Source organism: Paraburkholderia sp. EG304, from assembly GCF_046543485.1.
In the GTDB taxonomy this organism is placed as follows: Bacteria; Pseudomonadota; Gammaproteobacteria; order Burkholderiales; family Burkholderiaceae; genus Paraburkholderia; species Paraburkholderia youngii.
Genome location: NZ_JBKGUA010000011.1, coordinates 68,426 through 85,279 on the forward strand (window position 1 = coordinate 68,426; position 16,854 = coordinate 85,279).

Here is a 16,854-nt window from a genome sequence, read left to right on the forward strand (position 1 = left end):
CGTCACGCCTCCGGTGCAGCCGCCGCGGGAAAAATAGCGGATAATTGCGGCTTTCATCCTAAGCCCAGATTTTATCCGAGGACAAGCGCGATGGACTTTAGCATAAAAGCCTGTGATTGGACCAAAGGCTCGACGAACGGTTTCCTCACCGGGAAATCCGATTGCATCGTGATCGGTGTGTTCGAGTCGCAAACGCTGTCGGGCGCCGCGCTGGAGATCGACGCGGCCACCAAGGGCCTGCTCACGCGCATCATCAAGGCGGGCGACATGGACGGCAAGGCGGGTACCACGCTGTTCCTGCACGAAGTGTCGGGCATCGGCGCGTCGCGCGTGCTGCTCGTCGGCCTCGGTAAACAGGATGCTTTCAGTCAGAAAGCCTACGGCGAGGCGGTCCGCGCTGCCTGGCGCGCGCTGCTCGGCACGAAGATCGTGCAGGTCACTTTCACGCTGGCGCAACTGCCGGTGCTCGAACGCACGGCCGACTGGTGCGTGCGCGCCGCGATCCTCGCGCTGCGCGAGCTGACCTACCGCTTCACGCAGATGAAGAGCAAGGCGGAGAACACGCCGCGCGCGTTGAAGCGCGTCGTGATCAGCGTCAACACCGGCGACGAGAAGGCCGCCAAGCTGGCCGCCAAGCAGGGCGCCGCGCTTGCGAACGGCATGGACCTGACGCGCGACCTCGGCAATCTGCCGAGCAACGTCTGCACGCCAACCTACATTGCTAACACCGCGAAGAAGCTCGCGAAAGACTGGAAGCTGAAGGTCGAGGTGCTCGGCGAGAAGCAGTGCGAAGCGCTGAAGATGGGCTCGTTCCTGTCGGTTACCGCGGGCGCGGTCGAACCGGCGCAGTTCATCGTGCTGCAGTACCAGGGCGGCGCCGCGAAGGCCGCGCCGGTCGTGCTGGTCGGCAAGGGCGTCACGTTCGACACGGGCGGCATCTCGCTGAAGCCGGGCGAGGGCATGGACGAGATGAAGTACGACATGTGCGGCGCGGGCTCGGTGCTCGGCACGCTGCGCGCGGTCGCCGAAATGGGGCTGAAGATCAACGTGGTCGGCATCATCCCGGCCGTCGAGAACATGCCGTCGGGCACGGCCACCAAGCCGGGCGACATCGTCACCAGCATGAAGGGCATCACGATCGAAGTGCTGAACACCGACGCCGAGGGCCGCCTGATTCTGTGTGACGCGCTCACCTACGCGGAGCGCTTCAAGCCGGCCGCGGTGATCGACATCGCGACGCTGACGGGTGCCTGCATCATCGCGCTCGGCCATCATAACAGCGGCCTGTTCTCGAAGGACGACGCGCTCGCGGGCGAACTGCTCGACGCGTCGCGCGAAGCGGCCGACCCGGCCTGGCGCCTGCCGCTCGACGACGAGTACCAGGATCAGCTGAAGTCGAATTTCGCCGACGTCGCGAACATCGGCGGGCGTCCGGCGGGCAGCGTGACGGCTGCGTGCTTCCTGTCGCGCTTCACCGATTCGTACCCGTGGGCGCATCTCGACATCGCCGGCACCGCGTGGAAGAGCGGCGCGGCGAAGGGTGCGACGGGTCGTCCGGTGCCGCTGCTCGCGCAGTTCCTGATCGACCGCGCCGGCCAATGACGCAGTGCGGTAAGCGCGTACACGGCGCGCGGCAAGCGGGGCGGAGCGGCCGATGACGAGAATCGACTTTCACTCGAACGTCGGCGATTCGCTGCTGTACGCGTGCCGCCTCGCGCGCAAGGCATATCTGGCGGGCCAGCCGCTCGTCGTGCTGGCCGAGCCTGCGCGCCTGCGCGCGTTCGACGAAATGCTGTGGACCTTCTCGCCGCTCGACTTCGTGCCGCACTGCATGGCGGGCACGCCGCTTGCCGCCGATACACCCGTCGTGCTGGCCACGAATCTCGACGACGTGCCGCATCATCAGGTGCTGCTCAATCTGGGCGCAACGGTGCCGGCGCAGTTCGCGCGCTTCGAAAGATTGCTCGAAGTGGTCGGTAACGCACACGAGGAACTCGCTGCGGGCCGCGAGCGCTATCGCTTCTATCGCGATCGCGGCTATGCTTTGAACAACTACAAGCAGGGCGGCTAATTCGTTCCGCTCTCACGTCATGGCCGCGAGGAGCGCGGCATGCGGACCGCCAGCCCTGGCTTCGACTCAAACACGGAGAGCGCACGTGTCCGATCCCAACGACAATTCGATCCCGATCCTGAACGAGGTCATCGTGCCGGGCCGCGCGCGCGAAACGCGCGACGCGTCGGCCGATGCGGCCGCACCCGCGCCCCAGGGCACCAAGCCCGCAGCCCCAGCCGCCGCGCAGCCGGCGGCGCGCGAGCCGGGATTGCGCACCGAGCCCGCGTTCGCGCCGCCGGCCGCGCCGCCGGCCGCACATCCGGCCGAACCGACGCTGGCGCCCGAGCCCGTGCTCGCGCCGCAGCCCGTGCCCACACCCGAGCAACTGAGTTCGCCGGAGCCGGTTCTCGCGCCGCAGCCGGCGCAGACGGAACTTCATCAGCCGCACGTGGCCGATCACACGCACGCGAGAAAGCAGGCCCGGCCGCATCACGGCATTCATGCGCGACATGGGCATGAGGAGTTGCATGAAGGCCTGCATGAGGACGTGGCCGAGGTGTCGGCCGGCGTGTTCGATCGCACCGAGCCCTTCATACCGCTCGAAGCCGGCGCGACCGTGCCGCCGGATTTCGATCATGAGGGCGCGCATGAAGCCGCCCCCGCTCAGCCACCACTCGACGCCGACGCGCTCGCCGAACGTTTGCATGGACGCTTCCAGCGTTTTCTGACGGGCGAGGGGCGCGGCATCATCGAGGCGCGCTGCCGCGACGCAGTGCAGCAGCACACGAGCCTGCTCGTGAGTCAGATCACACGCGAGGTCGCGCAGACGCTCGAAGCCGAGATGACCGATTGGGTACGTGAAGCGGTGGAAGAAGAAATCGCGCGGCGCTCGCGTTGAGGCCGCGGCGACACGAGAGGTCCGTTATTTGAGCGTCAGCACCCAGGCCGCCAGCGCGGCCGCCTGATCGGGCGTCAGTTGCGTGTTCGCGGGCATCGGCACGGTTCCCCATGCACCGGTGCTGCCATCGAGGATCTTGTGCTTCAGATAGGTCGCGGCGTCGTCGCGCCCCGCATACCGGATAGCGACGTCGTGCAGCGCCGGCCCCATGAACGGGCGGTTGACCGAGTGGCAGCTCATGCAGTTCTTCTGCTGGGCGAGCGCGAGGCCGGCTGCTTCGGCGTTGGCTGCGGGACTGGCGGCGCTCAATGCGGCGGCGAGCGCAACAGAAGCTGCTACGGCTGCGTACGACATCGATTTCATTATGGTCTCCGCCAGTGCAGATGCCCGGCTCGTGGTGCACGCATTATAAGAGCAAAGGGGCGCACGGATTTTCGTGCGCCCCTTGCGTTTTTGCGTGGCGTGGCGGCGGGTTCGTCCAGCGAAGCGGGCGCGCCGGCCCGTAGTATTAACCCGTCACCGCCCCCCGATTCGCCGGCAGCGCGAGCGCGAAATACTTCGCCAACACGCCGCGGGTGTAGCGCGGCTTCGGCGCCTGCCATGCGGCGCGGCGGCGCTGCAACTCGGCGTCGTCGATGTTCAATTGCAGCAGCAGCCGGTGTGCGTCGATCGTGATCGAATCGCCTTCCTGCACGAGCGCGATCGTGCCGCCGACGAACGCCTCCGGCGCGACGTGCCCGACCACCATGCCCCACGTGCCGCCCGAGAAGCGGCCGTCGGTAATCAGTCCGACCGACTCGCCGAGCCCCTTGCCGATGATCGCCGAGGTCGGCGCGAGCATTTCCGGCATACCGGGGCCGCCCTTCGGGCCCAGATAGCGCAGCACCACGACATCGCCGGCGACGATCCTGTCGGCGAGGATCGCTTCGAGCGCGCTCTGCTCGTCGTCGAATACGCGCGCCGGACCTGTGATGACCGGGTTCTTCAGCCCGGTGATCTTGGCGACCGCGCCGTCTTCGGCGAGATTGCCCTTCAGGATCGCTAGGTGGCCTTCCGCGTACAGCGCCTGGTCGACGGGCAAGATCACCTGCTGATCGCTGCGCGGTTTGCCGGGTACGTCCTTCAGTTCCTCGGCGAGCGTTTTGCCGGTGATCGTCATGCAATCGCCATGCAGAAGCCCGGCATCGAGCAGAATCTTCAGCACCTGCGGAATGCCGCCCGCCTTGTGCAGATCGGTGGCGACATACTGGCCCGACGGTTTCAGGTTGCAGATCACCGGCACTTTCTTGCGCATGCGCTCGAAGTCCTCGATCGTCCATTCGACCTCGGCCGCGTGTGCGATCGCCAGATAGTGCAGCACCGCGTTGGTCGAGCCGCCGGTCGCCATGATCAGCGCGACCGCGTTCTCGATCGATTTCTTCGTGATGATGTCGCGCGGCTTCAGATCCTTTTTCACCGCCTCGACGAGTACGCGCGCCGATTCGGCGGCCGAATCGACCTTCTCCTGATCCGGGTTCGCCATCGTCGACGAATACAGTAGCGACATGCCGAGCGCCTCGAACGACGAGCTCATCGTATTGGCCGTGTACATGCCGCCGCACGAACCGGTCGACGGACACGCGTTCTTCTCGATGCCCTCGAAGTCCTCCTGCGACATGCGGCCCGCCGTGAATTCGCCGACCGCCTCGAACGACGACACGATCGTCAGATCGGTGCCTTTCCAGTTGCCCGGCCGGATCGTGCCGCCATACACGTAGATGCCCGGCACGTTCATGCGCGCGAGGCCGATCATGCCGCCCGGCATGTTCTTGTCGCAGCCGCCGATCACGACCACGCCGTCCATCCATTGCCCCTGCACGCAAGTCTCGATGCAGTCGGCAATCACCTCGCGCGACACCAGCGAGTACTTCATGCCTTCGGTGCCCATCGACATGCCGTCGGAGATCGTCGGCGTGCCGAAAGTCTGCGGATTCGCGTCGGCGCGCTTGATCGCGGTGACGGCCGCGTCGGCGAGGCGCTGCAGGCCGGCGTTGCATGGCGTGATCGTCGAGTGACCGTTGGCGACGCCGATCATCGGTTTGTCGAAATCCTCCTTCTGGTAGCCAAGCGCGTAGTACATCGAGCGATTCGGGGAACGCGCGATGCCTTGCGTGATGTTCTTTGAACGACGGTTGTAGGCCATGGGGAGCTCCAAGTCTGGCTGTTCTGATGAATGCGCGCGACGGCGTCCGCGCGCGCATCCGTTCAGTGTAGTTCCGCCAGACCGTGCGAACAGGCGGTTTTGCGTGACCGGCGTCGCGTGTATTATTCGCGGCTGTTTAGGTCGTAAAATATATTAATCATGCTGCCGACGATTCCCGATCTGCGCCAGTTGCGCTATTTCGTCACCGTCGCCGAGGAAAAGCACTTCGGGCGAGCGGCCGCGCGTCTGTCGATGACGCAGCCGCCGCTGTCGCAGGCGATCCGCGCGCTGGAGGAGACGCTCGGCGTTGAGCTGTTCGCGCGCACCAAGCGTTCGGTCGAGCTGACCGCGGTCGGCGCCGATCTGCTGCCCGAGGTGCAGCGGCTGCTCGCGGCCGCGGAAGGGTTGAGGCCGCTCGCGCAGAGCCTCGCGCGCGGCGAGGCGGGCGTGCTGTCGCTCGCATTCGTGTCGACCGCGGATTACGGCCTGCTGCCTCTGCTGTTGCGCGATTTCGGCGCGCGGCATCCGCGCGTGCGGCTCGAGTTGACCGAGGCGACCAGCGACGTGCAGGTGGACGAACTGGTAGCCGGGCGTATCGACGCGGGTCTGGTGATCGCGCCGCTGCCGTCGCGGCATGCGGCGCAGCTGTCGTGGCTGCCAATCGCGCGCGAGCCGCTGGTGATCGCGATGTCGACGGAGATGGCGCAACGCTTGCAAGGCAGCGTGAACAAAAACGGCAAGGGCAAGCCAAAAGAAGACCCCGCCGCCGAATGGCTCGACACGCCCGTCAGCCTGCGCGATCTCGGCGACGCGCCGCTCGTGATCTTCCCAAGACGTCTCGCGCCAGGCTTTTATGACATCATTATGGATTGCTACGGCGTCGCGGGCCTCGCGCCGCGGATCGGCCAGGAGGCGATCCAGATGCAGACCATCGTGAGTCTCGTGTCGGCCGGCATGGGCGTCGCACTGGTGCCGCAATCGTTGCGTAACCTGCGGCGCACGGGCGTCGTCTACCGGCCGTTGTCCGAGTCGGTGCCCGCGATCGAAACGGGACTCGTCTGGCGCACCGACGAGGTCAGCCCGGTGCTGGCGGGCTTCATCGAGATCGTGCGCGCCCATGCGGCGAGCGTGGCGTCGCGTGTCTAGATCCCGCTTCTGGTCCCTGTAAAACTGCTTTCGAACCTGAACTGCCCATAACTACACGATGCTCATTCACCCGAATTTCGACCCTGTCGCCATCCATCTGGGGCCGCTCGCCGTGCGCTGGTATGGCTTGATGTACCTCGTCGCGTTCGTCGCGGCGATCGTGGTCGCCCGGCTGCGGCTGCGGCTGCCGTACGTCGCCGCGCAAGGCTGGACCGCGAAGGACATCGACGACATGCTGTTCTTCGGCGTGTTGGGCACGATCCTCGGCGGCCGGCTCGGCTATGTGCTGTTCTACAAGGCGAGCTTCTATTTCGCGCATCCGCTCGACATCTTCAAGGTGTGGGAAGGCGGCATGTCGTTTCACGGCGGCTTTCTCGGCGTCACCATCGCGATGATGCTGTTCGCGTATCAGCGCAAGCGCTCGTGGTTGCAGGTCACCGATTTCGTCGCGCCGATGGTGCCCACGGGCCTCGCGGCGGGACGCCTCGGCAACTTCATCAACGGCGAGCTGTGGGGCCGCGTGACCGATCCGGCCGCGCCGTGGGCGATGCTGTTCCCGGGCGCCGCGCCCGACGACGCCAGCTGGCTCGCCGCGCATCCGCAACTGGCCGCGCAATGGCATCTGAACGAAGTGTTTGCGCAATATCACATGCTGCCGCGGCATCCGTCGGAGCTGTACGAGATCGCGCTCGAAGGCGTGGCGCTGTTTTTCGTGTTGATCTTTTTCTCGCGCAAGCCCAAGCCGCTCGGCGCGATTTCCGCGATGTTCCTGATCGGCTATGGCCTCGCGCGCTTCACGGCCGAATTCGCGCGCGAGCCGGACGATTTCCTCGGCCTGCTCGCAATGGGTCTGTCAATGGGTCAATGGCTGTCGCTGCCGATGATCCTCGCGGGCATCGGCCTGATGGTGTGGGCGTATCGCCGGGGACGCCGCGAGCCGGCGCAGGCGGTTGGCGCGAACTGAGCTGCGCCCGGCTAGCGTAGCGAACGCTGCATGAAAAAACGCCACGGCATCGATGGATGCCGTGGCGTTTCTCTTTGGGGCGCTGACTGAGGCGCTGAAGTTCGCGCGTGCGCGTCACTTCATCTGCACCGACCCCGACACGTTGACCGTCACCGTCGACGTACCGCCTTCGAGCGGCATCGGCGCGCTCTTCGCGTCGGCGCCCATCGCGCGTGCGCTCATCATCATCATCGGACGCGGCATCGCGCCGCTGTGATTCACGTTGACCTCGCGGATCGAATAGCCGCTAAAGCCGAACGCCTGCGAGGACGCCGCGGCCTGCTCGCGAAACGATTTGATCGCCTCGCCGCTGAGCCGCTGTTCGGCCGCGCGTTGCGCTTCCGGCGACAGCGAGAAACGCACGTTGCCCACCTGCATGATCGATGCCATCTGTCCGGCGAGCTTCGAGGCCGCGGCGAAGTCGCGCGATTCGAGCACGACTTCCGTGCGGCCGCGCCACGCCGAGATACGTCCGTCACGGTCCGTCGACGGGAAGATCGAGAACGCACCCGAGCGCGCGGTCACGCCGGCGACGCCGCGCGCCTTCTGCAATGCGGCGTCGGCGCGCTGGTTCAGCGTCGACGTCAACGCGGACGGCTCGCTCGCTTCCTGCTCGTAAAACAGCGTGATTTCGACTTCGTCCTGCGGGACTTCCGCGCTCGCCTGCGCATTCAGCGACAGCACGCCCGAAGGCTGCGGCATCATGGTCTGCGCGCGAGCGGGCGCAGGGTTCAGCGCGAGCGCCACAGGCGCGCCAAAGGCGAGCGCGAGTGCGAGGGCCCGTGCGGTTTTTGTCGTCATGGCTGGAATCCTTGTTTGAACAGGTTGTGCACGTTCGACGCGTGCGCCGAGTGATGACGCGATGGCGGCGCGCGGTTTGACGGAAGCGCTGGCGAATGGATCGGGGTGCCGTCGAACGGTTGATTCGAGCTCGCGCTTTCGTCGACCGATTAGGCGCGTTTTATTGACGCTTGGTTCCCCAATTAGTGTTTCGCCGCCGCATCGGGAATGATGGCCTGGACGCGATCACGACACGTGCCGCGTCGCGCATTTGCCCTTAAACCAGCTGTTTAGTGATGAAGCGCCATTCGGCGTCGGTCACCGGTGTGATCGACAGACGGTTGCCTTTGGCGAGCACGCGCATGTCCTGCAATTCGGCATGTTCGCGCAGCGCGGCCAGCGGAATCAGCGGGATTTTCTTCTTGAACACGACGTCGACGAGCATCCAGCGCGGCGTTTCCGGCGACGATTTCGCGTCGTAGTACGGACTCTTTTTATCGAACTGCGTCGGATCCGGATACGCGGTCGACGAGACTTCCGCGATGCCCGCGATGCCGGGCTCCGGACAGCTCGAATGGTAGAAGAGCACGCCATCGCCGACCTGCATCACGTCGCGCATGAAGTTGCGCGCCTGATAGTTGCGCACGCCGGTCCACGGCAAGGTGCGATGCGGTGCGTTGGCGAGGTCGTCGATGCTTGCTTCGTCCGGTTCGGACTTCATCAGCCAGTAGCGCATGAATCGGCGTGAGCGTGTGAGATTGAACGAGGCGCCAACAACAGGCGCGTGCGGAAAAGCCCCTGAAACAGGCACTCAAACGAAAAAACGACGACCAAAGAAAAACGGCATCGAACCGAAGTCCGATGCCGTTCCAGATAAGGTCCCCGCCTTAGCCGCTAGGCCGGCATCCTGAACCGAGGGTTCAGAATTGGTCGCAGTTAGCAACACTTCGGGTACATCAGACAGAGTGACGCGCACACCCGTGCTACAAATTTCCGCAACCGTGCACATGGCATTGGTTCAAGGAATATATGACCTTGGCGAACCAGGCAGGGAAGCTAAACAGATGAAGCTACAACACAAACCGTTGAACAAGTGACCGGTTCGAAACCGGCCTGCTATTGAGTCAACTACTGCTTACTGCATGCTGTACTGCTCAATCACAGTACCTAGTTGTTCGTTCATTTGCTGCATTGTACGCCGGATTTCTTCAGCAGGAAATGCTTCTCCGTGTCGCACGCTGCTTTGCAGCTTAAGCAGTTCCGATGCCAGCGACAGCGCCGCCATCACCGCGATGCGATCGGTGCCGCGCACATTGCTGGCGCTGCGAATTTTCTTCATCTCGGCGTCGACGCGCGCGACCGCCTCGAGCAGCGCGCCTTCCGTTTCAGGCGAACAGGCGAGACGGTAGGGTACTTCGAGAATCGATACTTCGATCTGCTTGGTGGTCATGCGCTTTCTCCGTGTCGGCTCACGTCGCCTGCCGCTTCCTCGTGTTCGGGCTCGGCGGACTCGAGCAGATCGAGCTGGTTATCCGGTTCGCTGCTCGCGCGTGCGCGCGGCAATTTTTCGAGAATCGCATTCAGGCGCACCTGAGCGTCGTCGATCTTGGCGGACAGCGCGTCGCGTTCAGCTTGCAGTGCGTCGCGCTCGGCACGCAATTGCGCGAGTTCTGCGTGCGTGGCTTGTACTTCCGCACGCGTTTGCGCGAGCTGCTCTTCGAGCGCGATCCGCGCTTCATTGTGGCGCTGGCTGATCGCAATCAGCTTGCCGATGTTCTGGGAGAGTGATTCGAGTTCGGTGAGCATGTGCTGCGTCCTCTAAAGACATCGCATTTTAGCGCGGAATATTACAGGTTCCGACAATTGTCTCGTTTCGAGACGTAACAGCATCGCTTCGTGCAGGTTCGTTGCGAGTCGTGTCGTCGACCATAAGATAAAAGACCGGCAATCCATCGGACAATAACCTGCATTCGACAGAACGGATTGCGCTCCGGTTGGCGTTTCTTGACGCCCCGCGAAGCCGCTCCTACACTTCCCGCACTCTGGTGCCCGCGCGCGCTTTTCGGCGCGCGCAGTTAAACGGGAAGCAGGGCGCGCGCGGTGCCAAACCGGATGCGCGAACCTGCGCTGCCCCCGCAACGGTAAACGACCGCATGTGATGTGCTCATGCAGGTCGGTCCTGGTCGCAAGGTTGGAAGTTCAATCTGCGAGTGTGCCACTGCGCGTCACGCGTGGGAAGGCGGGATCGATGTGTCGTAGCCCGGATACCGGCCAGAAAAGAGGGACGTCCCCCGCGAAAACGTTAAACAAGGGGGCGCCTCGTGACGCGTCGGCCCGCGGGGAAGCAGGCCGCGCACGCTATCCACAGGAATGTCATCCCATGTTGTCCCCCATCGCCCGCGCGACGCTGCTCGCGTTCGCGAGCATGCCGCTCGTCGTGCATGCGCAAAGCGCCGAGCCTGTGTCTTCATCGTCCACTGCGGATGCAAGCACCGCGAACGCCGCAAACGTTGCCGATTCGTCATATCCCGCTTCCGCCGATGCGTCGGGCAACGTGCTGTCGCCGATCGTCGTGACCGCGCAGCGCGGCGCGCAAGCGTTGCGCGATGCGATCCCGCAGACCACGCAGTTCGATCAGCAGGACATCGCCGACACGACCGCGACCGATCTGCCCGGCTTGCTGCGACTCGCGCCCGGCGCGCAAATCTCGCGCACGGGTGGCCCCGGTTCGACCACGAGCCTCTTTCTGCGCGGCGCGTCGTCGACACAATCGCTGCTGCTGATCGACGGCGTGCGCGTCGATTCTGTGAGTCTCGGCTCCGCTCAGCTCGCACAGATCCCGCTCGACCAGGTCGATCACGTCGAAGTCGTGAACGGCAACGTGTCGGCGTTGTACGGTTCGGGCGCGATCGGCGGTGTCGTGCAGGTGTTCACGAAAGACGGCGGCGATCATCCGCCGCGCTTCAATTTTTCTGTCGGCTACGGCAGCTATCACACGCAGACGCAAACGGCCGGCGTGAACGGCGCGCTCGATCAGGACGGCCGCACGACCTTCAACATTTCGCTCGCGCGCACGAAGGGCGACGGCTTTTCGTCGCTCAATCCGCTCGAGGCGCCAGCCGCAAATCCGAACGCGAACGGCAATCTGAACGAGAGCATCAGCGCGTCGCTGCGCCACAAGTTCAACGACAAGTGGGACGCGGGCGTCAGCTACTTCCAGTCGAACAACAACAACAGCTACGACAATGCGTACGGCGTGCCGACCGATCTGAACAACCTCTATAGCAAGGTTCGCCAGGCGTCCGTGTTCGCGAACGGCAAGCTGACCGACTGGTGGACCACCCACTTCACGCTCGCCGAGGGCGACGACCGCAGCGTCTCGAACACCAATGGCATCTACGACGACCGCTTCGATACCGACAATCGCCAGTACACGTGGCAGAACGATTTCGCGCTCGCCGCGAACCAGAAGCTGCAGCTCGGCTACGAGCATCTCGAACAGACTCTCGACTCCGACACGTTCGCCGCGCCCGACCGTCACGTCGATTCGGTCTTCGCCGGCTACAGCGCGCGCTTCGGCCGCAACCAGATTCAGGCCAACGTACGCCGCGATCAGTACTCCGATTTCGGCGGAGCGAACAGTTACTATCTCGGCTACGGTTTCGACATCACGTCGCACTGGAAGGTAACCGCAAGCTATTCGGATGCGTTCCGCGCGCCGAGCTTCGACGATCTGTACTATCCGATCAGCGGCAACCCGTCGATCCAGCCCGAGCGCAGTCACTCGGTCGAAGCCGGTTTGCAGTACGCGACCGATGCGCTCGGCGTGATGCGTCTGAACGCATTCCAGACGCGCTATACGAATCTGATCAACTACGTACAGACGATCCCCGGCATTTATCTCGCGGAGAACGTCGGCCATGCGAAGGTGCAGGGACTCGAAGGATCGTGGAGCGGTCATGTCGGCAAGACCGACGTACGAGCGACGTTGACGCTGCAGAACCCGGTCGATCTCGACAGCGGTACCGACCTCGTGCGGCGCGCGCGACGCTTTGGGTCGTTCGCGGTGAATCGCAGCATCGGTGGATGGCGGGTCGGCGGCGAGTGGATCGTCAGTGGTCCGCGTCCAGACAGCACCGGCAACCTCGGCGGTTATGGCATCGTGAATCTATCGGCGCGCTACAACATCACGAAGGCGTGGTACGTCAGCGCGCAAATCGACAATCTGTTCAACAAGGACTATGAAACGGCCTACTCGTATAACTCGCCGCGACGCGGTGCGTATGTCACGCTCGGCTGGCAGCAGCAGTGACGCGCGCGCCGGGCTGCCCGCATGCGTGAGCGCACGCGGATGAGTCGCGCGTCCGGTTCGCTGTCCGCCGCGATGGCAACGCCACGCCCGATGAATGCGAAACGCGCGGCCGCGATCTGGCTCGGACTCGCGCTCGCCGCCGTCGCGCTGCTCGGCGCGTCGCTCGTGCTCGGCAGCGTGCCGCTCGCGCCGTCGCGCGTGCTTGCGGCGCTCGTGCCAACGCACACGTTCGGCGCCACGGGCAGCGACGATCTCACCGGCGAAATCGTGCGCACGTTGCGATTGCCGCGCGCGCTCGCGGGCTTCGCGTGCGGCGCGTTGCTGGCGCTCGCCGGCGCGCTGCTGCAGGTGCTGCTGCGCAATCCGCTGGCCGAGCCGTACGTGCTCGGCGTGTCGGGCGGCGCTGCCAGCTTCGCGCTGGTCGCGATGATCGCGGGCGGCGCCTGGTGGATCGTCGATGCGAGCGCGTTCGCCGGTGCGTTCGTGTCGATCCTGCTGGTGCTCGGACTCGCGCGTCGCGAACTGTGGCGCGGCGAGCCGCAGGATACGTCGCCGCGTTTGCTGCTGACCGGGGCGGTGATCGCGGCCGGGTGGGGCGCGATGATCACGCTGCTGCTCAATCTCGCGCCCGATAGCCGTCTGCGCGGCATGCTGTTCTGGCTGACCGGCGACCTCAACGGCGGCGCGCTGCCGTGGACCGCGCTGATCGCGCTCGCGCTCGTGTTGCTCGCGATCGTGCCGGCCGCGCCGCGTTTGAACCTGCTGCTGCGCGGCGACGCGGCCGCGCAAGCGTTGGGCGTTGCGGTGATGCCGCTGCGTTTGCGCGTGTACCTGGTCGCTTCGCTGGCGGCGGCCGCGGCGGTGACGACCGCCGGCACGATCGGCTTCGTCGGTCTCGTCGTGCCGCACATGCTGCGGCTCGCGTTCGGCAACGACCAGCGCATGCTGCTGCCGGCGGCCGCGCTCGGCGGCGGTGTCGCGGTGATGGGCGCGGATCTGATCGCGCGTACCGTGATCGCACCCGCGCAATTGCCGGTCGGCGTGATTACTTCGCTGGTCGGCGTGCCGGTGTTTTTGTGGATGCTGCTCAAACGCCGCCGATGATGCAAGCCGAACCCAGACCCACCTCTTCGATGCTGAGCACGCAACGCCTGACGCTGCGCGCCGGCGCGCGCACCTTGCTCGATGCGTTCACGCACACCTTCCATGCGGGAGAAATCTGGTGTATCGCCGGGCCGAACGGCGCGGGCAAGACCACCTTGCTGTCGACTCTGGCAGGCCTGTTGCATCCGGCGGCGGGCCATGTCGAACTCGATGGCGTGCGCGTGGCCGACTGGCAGCCGCTGCCGCTCGCGCGGCGCCGCGCGCTGATGCCGCAAAGCGCGGCCGATGCGTTCAATGCCAGCGTGCTCGACATCGTGCTGCTGAACCGCTTCCCGCATCTGGGCGGCTGGGGCTGGGAGCGCGATGAAGATCGTGCGGCCGCGCAGGCGGCGCTCGAATCGCTCGGCCTTGCGGACTTTGCGGCGCGCGATGTGCTGTCGCTATCGGGCGGCGAGCGTCAGCGCGTCGCGCTCGCGGCAGTGCTGTGCCAGGACGCGCCGCTATTGCTGCTCGACGAACCGTTGTCGCATCTCGATCTGCATCATCAGATCGATTGCCTCGAAGCGCTCGTCGCATGGACGAGCGAACCGGGACGCAACCTACCGCGCAGTGTGCTGTTTTCATGCCACGACCTGAACCTCGCGCGCCGCTTCGCGACGCACGCGTTGCTGCTCGACGGCGCGGGCGGCGCGTATGCGGGCCCGGTGCGCGACGTGCTGACGCCCGCGTTGACGAGCCGCGCGTTCGGCTATCCGCTGATTCTGATTCGCGATGGCGAGCACGAGGCGCTGATTCCCGCGCCGCGCGCGCGTCATGAATCGCCTGCCGGTCATGACGGACAGTCAGGCTGACTATTCATCCCCCATACCTTGTCTCGATCACACCTATGACTCGCATCCCACTCCTGGCCGGTTTGCCCGAAGTCGCGCCGCTCGATCAGACGCTGCGCGCCGAGCTGCAACGGATCATCGATACGCGCACCAAACCGCCCGGCAGCCTCGGCCGGCTCGAAACGCTCGCGCGTCAGATGGGTCTGATCCAGCGCAGTACGCGTCCCAGTGTGCAGCGTCCCGCGATGATCGTGTTCGCGGGCGATCACGGCATCGCCGCCGAAGGCGTGAGCCCGTACCCGCAAGCGGTGACCGCGCAGATGGTCGCGAACTTCATCGCGGGCGGCGCGGCGATCAATGCGCTCAGCCGCGTCGCAGGTCTCGAACTCGAAGTGGTCAACGCGGGCATCGCCACGCCGCTGCCGTCCACCGACGGACTCGTCGATATTCCGATCGGGCGCGGCACGCGCAACTTCGCGCACGAAGCCGCGATGACGCACGGCGAAGCGCTCGCCGCGATGCAGGCAGGCGCCGCGCGCGTGCGTCATCACGCGGCGCTCGGCACCAACGTGATCGGCTTCGGCGAGATGGGCATCGCGAACACGTCGGCGGCCGCCTGTCTGATGAGCCGCCTGTGCGGCGTGCCGATCGACGACTGCGTCGGCCGCGGCACCGGTCTCGACAATGCCGGACTCGCGAAGAAGCGCAACGTGCTCGCGGCGGCGCTCGCGCGTCATCCGGACGCCTGCGCGCCGCTCGACGTGCTGGCGACCTTCGGCGGCTTCGAAATCGCGATGATGACAGGCGCGTTTCTGGCGGCCGCCGAGGCGCGCATGACGATCCTCGTCGATGGCTTCATCGCGACCTCCGCGCTGCTGGTCGCCGATGCGCTCTCGCCCGACGTGCGCGAGTACTGCGTGTTTGCGCATGCGTCGAACGAGGCCGGGCATCGGCGCATGCTCGACCATTTCGGCGCGCAGCCGCTGCTGTCGCTCGACATGCGGCTCGGCGAGGGCACCGGCGCCGCGCTCGCGGTGCCGGTGCTGCGCGCGGCGGCGGCCTTCATCAATGAGATGGCCAGCTTCGATTCCGCGGGCGTCGCGGATCGCGAACCGTGATGCACTCGAACCCACGCTTCGCGGCAACGCGAAGCCCGGCTCGCATCGCTGTGAACATGCACTCGACACGTCCATGAACCCGCTCGCGGAATTGCGCTATTTCTTCACGGCGCTCGGTTACTTCACGCGCGTGCCCGTGCCGCGCTGGGTCGGCTACGAGCCGCATTATCTGAACGCGGCGGCGCGCTATTTTCCACTCGTCGGCGTGCTGGTCGGCGGCTTCAGCGCGCTCGTCTACCTGGCCGCGCTGCGCGTGTTTCCGGGGGGCGTCGCGGTGCTGCTGTCGATGGCCGCATCGCTGCTCGTGACGGGCGCGTTCCACGAGGACGGTCTGGCCGATTGCGTCGATGCGTTCGGTGGCGCCTATACGCGCGACGATGCGTTGCGCATCATGCACGACTCGCGCATCGGTGCTTTCGGTGCCATCGCGCTCGTGATCGCGTTGGCGATCAAGTGGCAAACGCTCGCCGCGTTGCCGCCGCTTTCCGCCGCAAGTCTGATGGTTGCGGCGCATGGCGCGAGCCGCGCGTGCGCGATCAGTTATCTGGCCACGCTCGACTATGTGCGCGCCGCGGGCAAAGCCAAGCCGGTCGCGCAGCGTCTGAGCGGGCCGGCCCTGCTGTGCGCCGCGCTGTTCGGGCTGCCGTGGCTGCTGTGGCCGAACGGCCCCGGCGCGCCCGACTGGCGTTTCGCCGCGCTCACGTGTGTCGTGCTGTTGGCGCTGCGCTTCGCGATGGCCCGTTATTTCGTCAGACGCATCGGCGGCTATACCGGCGACTGTCTCGGCTTCGCGCAGCAGATCTTCGAATTGAGCATCTATCTGGTGGGGCTTGCATGGATATCGTCCTGATTCGACATCCCGCTGTCGCGCTCGAGGCGGGGGTTTGTTATGGCCATAGTGATGTCGCGTTGGCGGAAAGCGCCGAGGTCACGTCCAACGCGTTGGCGGTGAAGCTCGCGAGCTTGCAGGTGCCGGCGCCGCGCGTGCTGATCACGAGTCCGCTCACGCGCTGCGCCGCGCTCGCGAACGAGATCGCCAACGACTTCGGCTGCGTGGTCAGCCACGACGAGCGTCTGAAGGAGATGGATTTCGGCGAATGGGAAGCGCAGCGCTGGGATACGATCGATCGCGCCCAGCTCGACGACTGGGCCGCCAATTTCGAACATGCGCGCGCGCATGGCGGCGAGAGCGTCGCGCAATTCGTCGCTCGTGTGCGAGCGTGGTTCGATGCGTTCGCGCTGACGCGCGAGCTGTCGCCCGCGTACGTGGTCACGCACGCGGGCGTGATGCGCGCGATCGCGTCGTGGGTGCTGGAGGTGCCGCTCGCACGTTGCCTGCAGTGGTCGCTCGATATGGCGGGGATCGTCTGGTTGCGGCGTAACGACGAGACGCTGCAGTGGTCGCTGGTGCGATGGAATGCGTGACCC

17 protein-coding genes, 1 other RNA gene and 1 riboswitch are annotated in these 16,854 nt (G+C 65.5%); of the genes, 11 read left to right on the top strand and 7 right to left on the bottom strand.

Annotated features, from left to right (window positions below):
- Window positions 1-90 precede the first annotated feature (90 nt).
- The 3 genes from ACLFKU_RS15600 (at window position 91) to ACLFKU_RS15610 (ending at window position 2,951) form a co-directional block, all read left to right on the top strand.
- Window positions 91-1,602 carry a leucyl aminopeptidase gene (locus ACLFKU_RS15600; protein ID WP_368586664.1) on the top strand — a complete coding sequence of 504 codons (1,512 nt, stop codon included), beginning with the start codon at window positions 91-93 and terminating at the stop codon, window positions 1,600-1,602.
- Window positions 1,603-1,654: 52 nt separating this feature from the next.
- Window positions 1,655-2,071: a DNA polymerase III subunit chi gene (locus tag ACLFKU_RS15605; protein WP_027196963.1), complete on the top strand. Its 417-nt coding sequence runs from the start codon at window positions 1,655-1,657 to the stop codon at window positions 2,069-2,071.
- An 85-nt stretch (window positions 2,072-2,156) separates the two neighbouring features.
- Complete coding sequence (locus ACLFKU_RS15610; protein ID WP_410849667.1) at window positions 2,157-2,951, top strand: DUF2486 family protein; 795 nt, start codon at window positions 2,157-2,159, stop codon at window positions 2,949-2,951.
- A gap of 24 nt (window positions 2,952-2,975) precedes the next feature.
- On the opposite strand, the gene ACLFKU_RS15615 is transcribed toward ACLFKU_RS15610, so the two are convergent.
- Both ACLFKU_RS15615 and ilvD read right to left on the bottom strand, forming a co-directional pair.
- Entirely contained in the window at window positions 2,976-3,314 is a 339-nt protein-coding gene (locus tag ACLFKU_RS15615; RefSeq protein ID WP_410849668.1) for a c-type cytochrome, read from the bottom strand.
- A gap of 145 nt (window positions 3,315-3,459) precedes the next feature.
- Window positions 3,460-5,133: a dihydroxy-acid dehydratase gene (gene ilvD / locus ACLFKU_RS15620; protein ID WP_410849669.1), complete on the bottom strand. Its 1,674-nt coding sequence runs from the start codon at window positions 5,131-5,133 to the stop codon at window positions 3,460-3,462.
- Between the two features lie 159 nt (window positions 5,134-5,292).
- On the opposite strand from ilvD, the gene ACLFKU_RS15625 reads away from it, so the two are divergent.
- Entirely contained in the window at window positions 5,293-6,279 is a 987-nt protein-coding gene (locus tag ACLFKU_RS15625; RefSeq protein WP_368586668.1) for a LysR family transcriptional regulator, read from the top strand.
- A 58-nt stretch (window positions 6,280-6,337) separates the two neighbouring features.
- Window positions 6,338-7,243: a prolipoprotein diacylglyceryl transferase gene (lgt, locus tag ACLFKU_RS15630; RefSeq protein ID WP_410849670.1), complete on the top strand. Its 906-nt coding sequence runs from the start codon at window positions 6,338-6,340 to the stop codon at window positions 7,241-7,243.
- A 114-nt stretch (window positions 7,244-7,357) separates the two neighbouring features.
- Here lgt and ACLFKU_RS15635 read toward each other — a convergent pair whose 3' ends face one another.
- From ACLFKU_RS15635 to ACLFKU_RS15655, 5 genes are all read right to left on the bottom strand, one after another.
- Window positions 7,358-8,083 carry an SIMPL domain-containing protein gene (locus ACLFKU_RS15635; RefSeq protein WP_410849671.1) on the bottom strand — a complete coding sequence of 242 codons (726 nt, stop codon included), beginning with the start codon at window positions 8,081-8,083 and terminating at the stop codon, window positions 7,358-7,360.
- Window positions 8,084-8,339: 256 nt separating this feature from the next.
- Complete coding sequence (locus tag ACLFKU_RS15640; RefSeq protein WP_176121144.1) at window positions 8,340-8,798, bottom strand: EVE domain-containing protein; 459 nt, start codon at window positions 8,796-8,798, stop codon at window positions 8,340-8,342.
- 139 nt (window positions 8,799-8,937) lie between these two features.
- Window positions 8,938-9,119: non-coding RNA, 6S RNA (gene ssrS / locus ACLFKU_RS15645), on the bottom strand.
- A 78-nt stretch (window positions 9,120-9,197) separates the two neighbouring features.
- The gene (locus ACLFKU_RS15650) at window positions 9,198-9,512 is read right to left on the bottom strand and encodes a cell division protein ZapA (RefSeq protein ID WP_410849672.1); all 315 of its coding nucleotides are present in this window, start codon (window positions 9,510-9,512) and stop codon (window positions 9,198-9,200) included.
- Entirely contained in the window at window positions 9,509-9,868 is a 360-nt protein-coding gene (locus tag ACLFKU_RS15655; RefSeq protein ID WP_410849673.1) for an ATPase, read from the bottom strand. Before ACLFKU_RS15655 ends, ACLFKU_RS15650 begins: the two co-directional genes overlap by 4 nt.
- 220 nt (window positions 9,869-10,088) lie before the next feature.
- Window positions 10,089-10,353, top strand: a riboswitch (cobalamin riboswitch).
- Window positions 10,354-10,442: 89 nt separating this feature from the next.
- On the opposite strand from ACLFKU_RS15655, the gene ACLFKU_RS15660 reads away from it, so the two are divergent.
- From ACLFKU_RS15660 to cobC, 6 genes are all read left to right on the top strand, one after another.
- Complete coding sequence (locus ACLFKU_RS15660) at window positions 10,443-12,374, top strand: TonB-dependent receptor domain-containing protein (protein WP_410849674.1); 1,932 nt, start codon at window positions 10,443-10,445, stop codon at window positions 12,372-12,374.
- A 39-nt stretch (window positions 12,375-12,413) separates the two neighbouring features.
- On the top strand, window positions 12,414-13,478 hold the full coding sequence (locus tag ACLFKU_RS15665; protein ID WP_368624194.1) for a FecCD family ABC transporter permease: 1,065 nt from the start codon (window positions 12,414-12,416) through the stop codon (window positions 13,476-13,478).
- Entirely contained in the window at window positions 13,478-14,329 is an 852-nt protein-coding gene (locus ACLFKU_RS15670) for an ABC transporter ATP-binding protein (protein ID WP_410849675.1), read from the top strand. The genes ACLFKU_RS15665 and ACLFKU_RS15670 overlap by 1 nt, the downstream gene beginning before the upstream one ends.
- Before the next feature lie 35 nt (window positions 14,330-14,364).
- On the top strand, window positions 14,365-15,426 hold the full coding sequence (cobT, locus tag ACLFKU_RS15675; protein ID WP_410849676.1) for a nicotinate-nucleotide--dimethylbenzimidazole phosphoribosyltransferase: 1,062 nt from the start codon (window positions 14,365-14,367) through the stop codon (window positions 15,424-15,426).
- A gap of 73 nt (window positions 15,427-15,499) precedes the next feature.
- On the top strand, window positions 15,500-16,276 hold the full coding sequence (locus ACLFKU_RS15680; protein WP_410849677.1) for an adenosylcobinamide-GDP ribazoletransferase: 777 nt from the start codon (window positions 15,500-15,502) through the stop codon (window positions 16,274-16,276).
- Window positions 16,261-16,851, top strand: a complete 591-nt coding sequence (gene cobC / locus ACLFKU_RS15685) for an alpha-ribazole phosphatase (RefSeq protein WP_176121149.1) — start codon at window positions 16,261-16,263, stop codon at window positions 16,849-16,851. Before ACLFKU_RS15680 ends, cobC begins: the two co-directional genes overlap by 16 nt.
- Window positions 16,852-16,854 lie beyond the last annotated feature (3 nt).

What these genes read in the sequence shown, in the direction of transcription:
- ACLFKU_RS15600 (WP_368586664.1), top strand. Translation starts at nt 91, where the DNA reads ATGGACTTTAGCATAAAAGCCTGTGATTGGACCAAAGGCTCGACGAAC.
- ACLFKU_RS15605 (WP_027196963.1), top strand. Translation starts at nt 1,655, where the DNA reads ATGACGAGAATCGACTTTCACTCGAACGTCGGCGATTCGCTGCTGTAC.
- ACLFKU_RS15615 (WP_410849668.1), bottom strand. Translation starts at nt 3,314, where the DNA reads ATGAAATCGATGTCGTACGCAGCCGTAGCAGCTTCTGTTGCGCTCGCC.
- ilvD (WP_410849669.1), bottom strand. Translation starts at nt 5,133, where the DNA reads ATGGCCTACAACCGTCGTTCAAAGAACATCACGCAAGGCATCGCGCGT.
- ACLFKU_RS15625 (WP_368586668.1), top strand. Translation starts at nt 5,293, where the DNA reads ATGCTGCCGACGATTCCCGATCTGCGCCAGTTGCGCTATTTCGTCACC.
- lgt (WP_410849670.1), top strand. Translation starts at nt 6,338, where the DNA reads ATGCTCATTCACCCGAATTTCGACCCTGTCGCCATCCATCTGGGGCCG.
- ACLFKU_RS15635 (WP_410849671.1), bottom strand. Translation starts at nt 8,083, where the DNA reads ATGACGACAAAAACCGCACGGGCCCTCGCACTCGCGCTCGCCTTTGGC.
- ACLFKU_RS15640 (WP_176121144.1), bottom strand. Translation starts at nt 8,798, where the DNA reads ATGCGCTACTGGCTGATGAAGTCCGAACCGGACGAAGCAAGCATCGAC.
- ACLFKU_RS15650 (WP_410849672.1), bottom strand. Translation starts at nt 9,512, where the DNA reads ATGACCACCAAGCAGATCGAAGTATCGATTCTCGAAGTACCCTACCGT.
- ACLFKU_RS15655 (WP_410849673.1), bottom strand. Translation starts at nt 9,868, where the DNA reads ATGCTCACCGAACTCGAATCACTCTCCCAGAACATCGGCAAGCTGATT.
- ACLFKU_RS15660 (WP_410849674.1), top strand. Translation starts at nt 10,443, where the DNA reads ATGTTGTCCCCCATCGCCCGCGCGACGCTGCTCGCGTTCGCGAGCATG.
- ACLFKU_RS15665 (WP_368624194.1), top strand. Translation starts at nt 12,414, where the DNA reads ATGAGTCGCGCGTCCGGTTCGCTGTCCGCCGCGATGGCAACGCCACGC.
- ACLFKU_RS15670 (WP_410849675.1), top strand. Translation starts at nt 13,478, where the DNA reads ATGCAAGCCGAACCCAGACCCACCTCTTCGATGCTGAGCACGCAACGC.
- cobT (WP_410849676.1), top strand. Translation starts at nt 14,365, where the DNA reads ATGACTCGCATCCCACTCCTGGCCGGTTTGCCCGAAGTCGCGCCGCTC.
- ACLFKU_RS15680 (WP_410849677.1), top strand. Translation starts at nt 15,500, where the DNA reads ATGAACCCGCTCGCGGAATTGCGCTATTTCTTCACGGCGCTCGGTTAC.
- cobC (WP_176121149.1), top strand. Translation starts at nt 16,261, where the DNA reads ATGGATATCGTCCTGATTCGACATCCCGCTGTCGCGCTCGAGGCGGGG.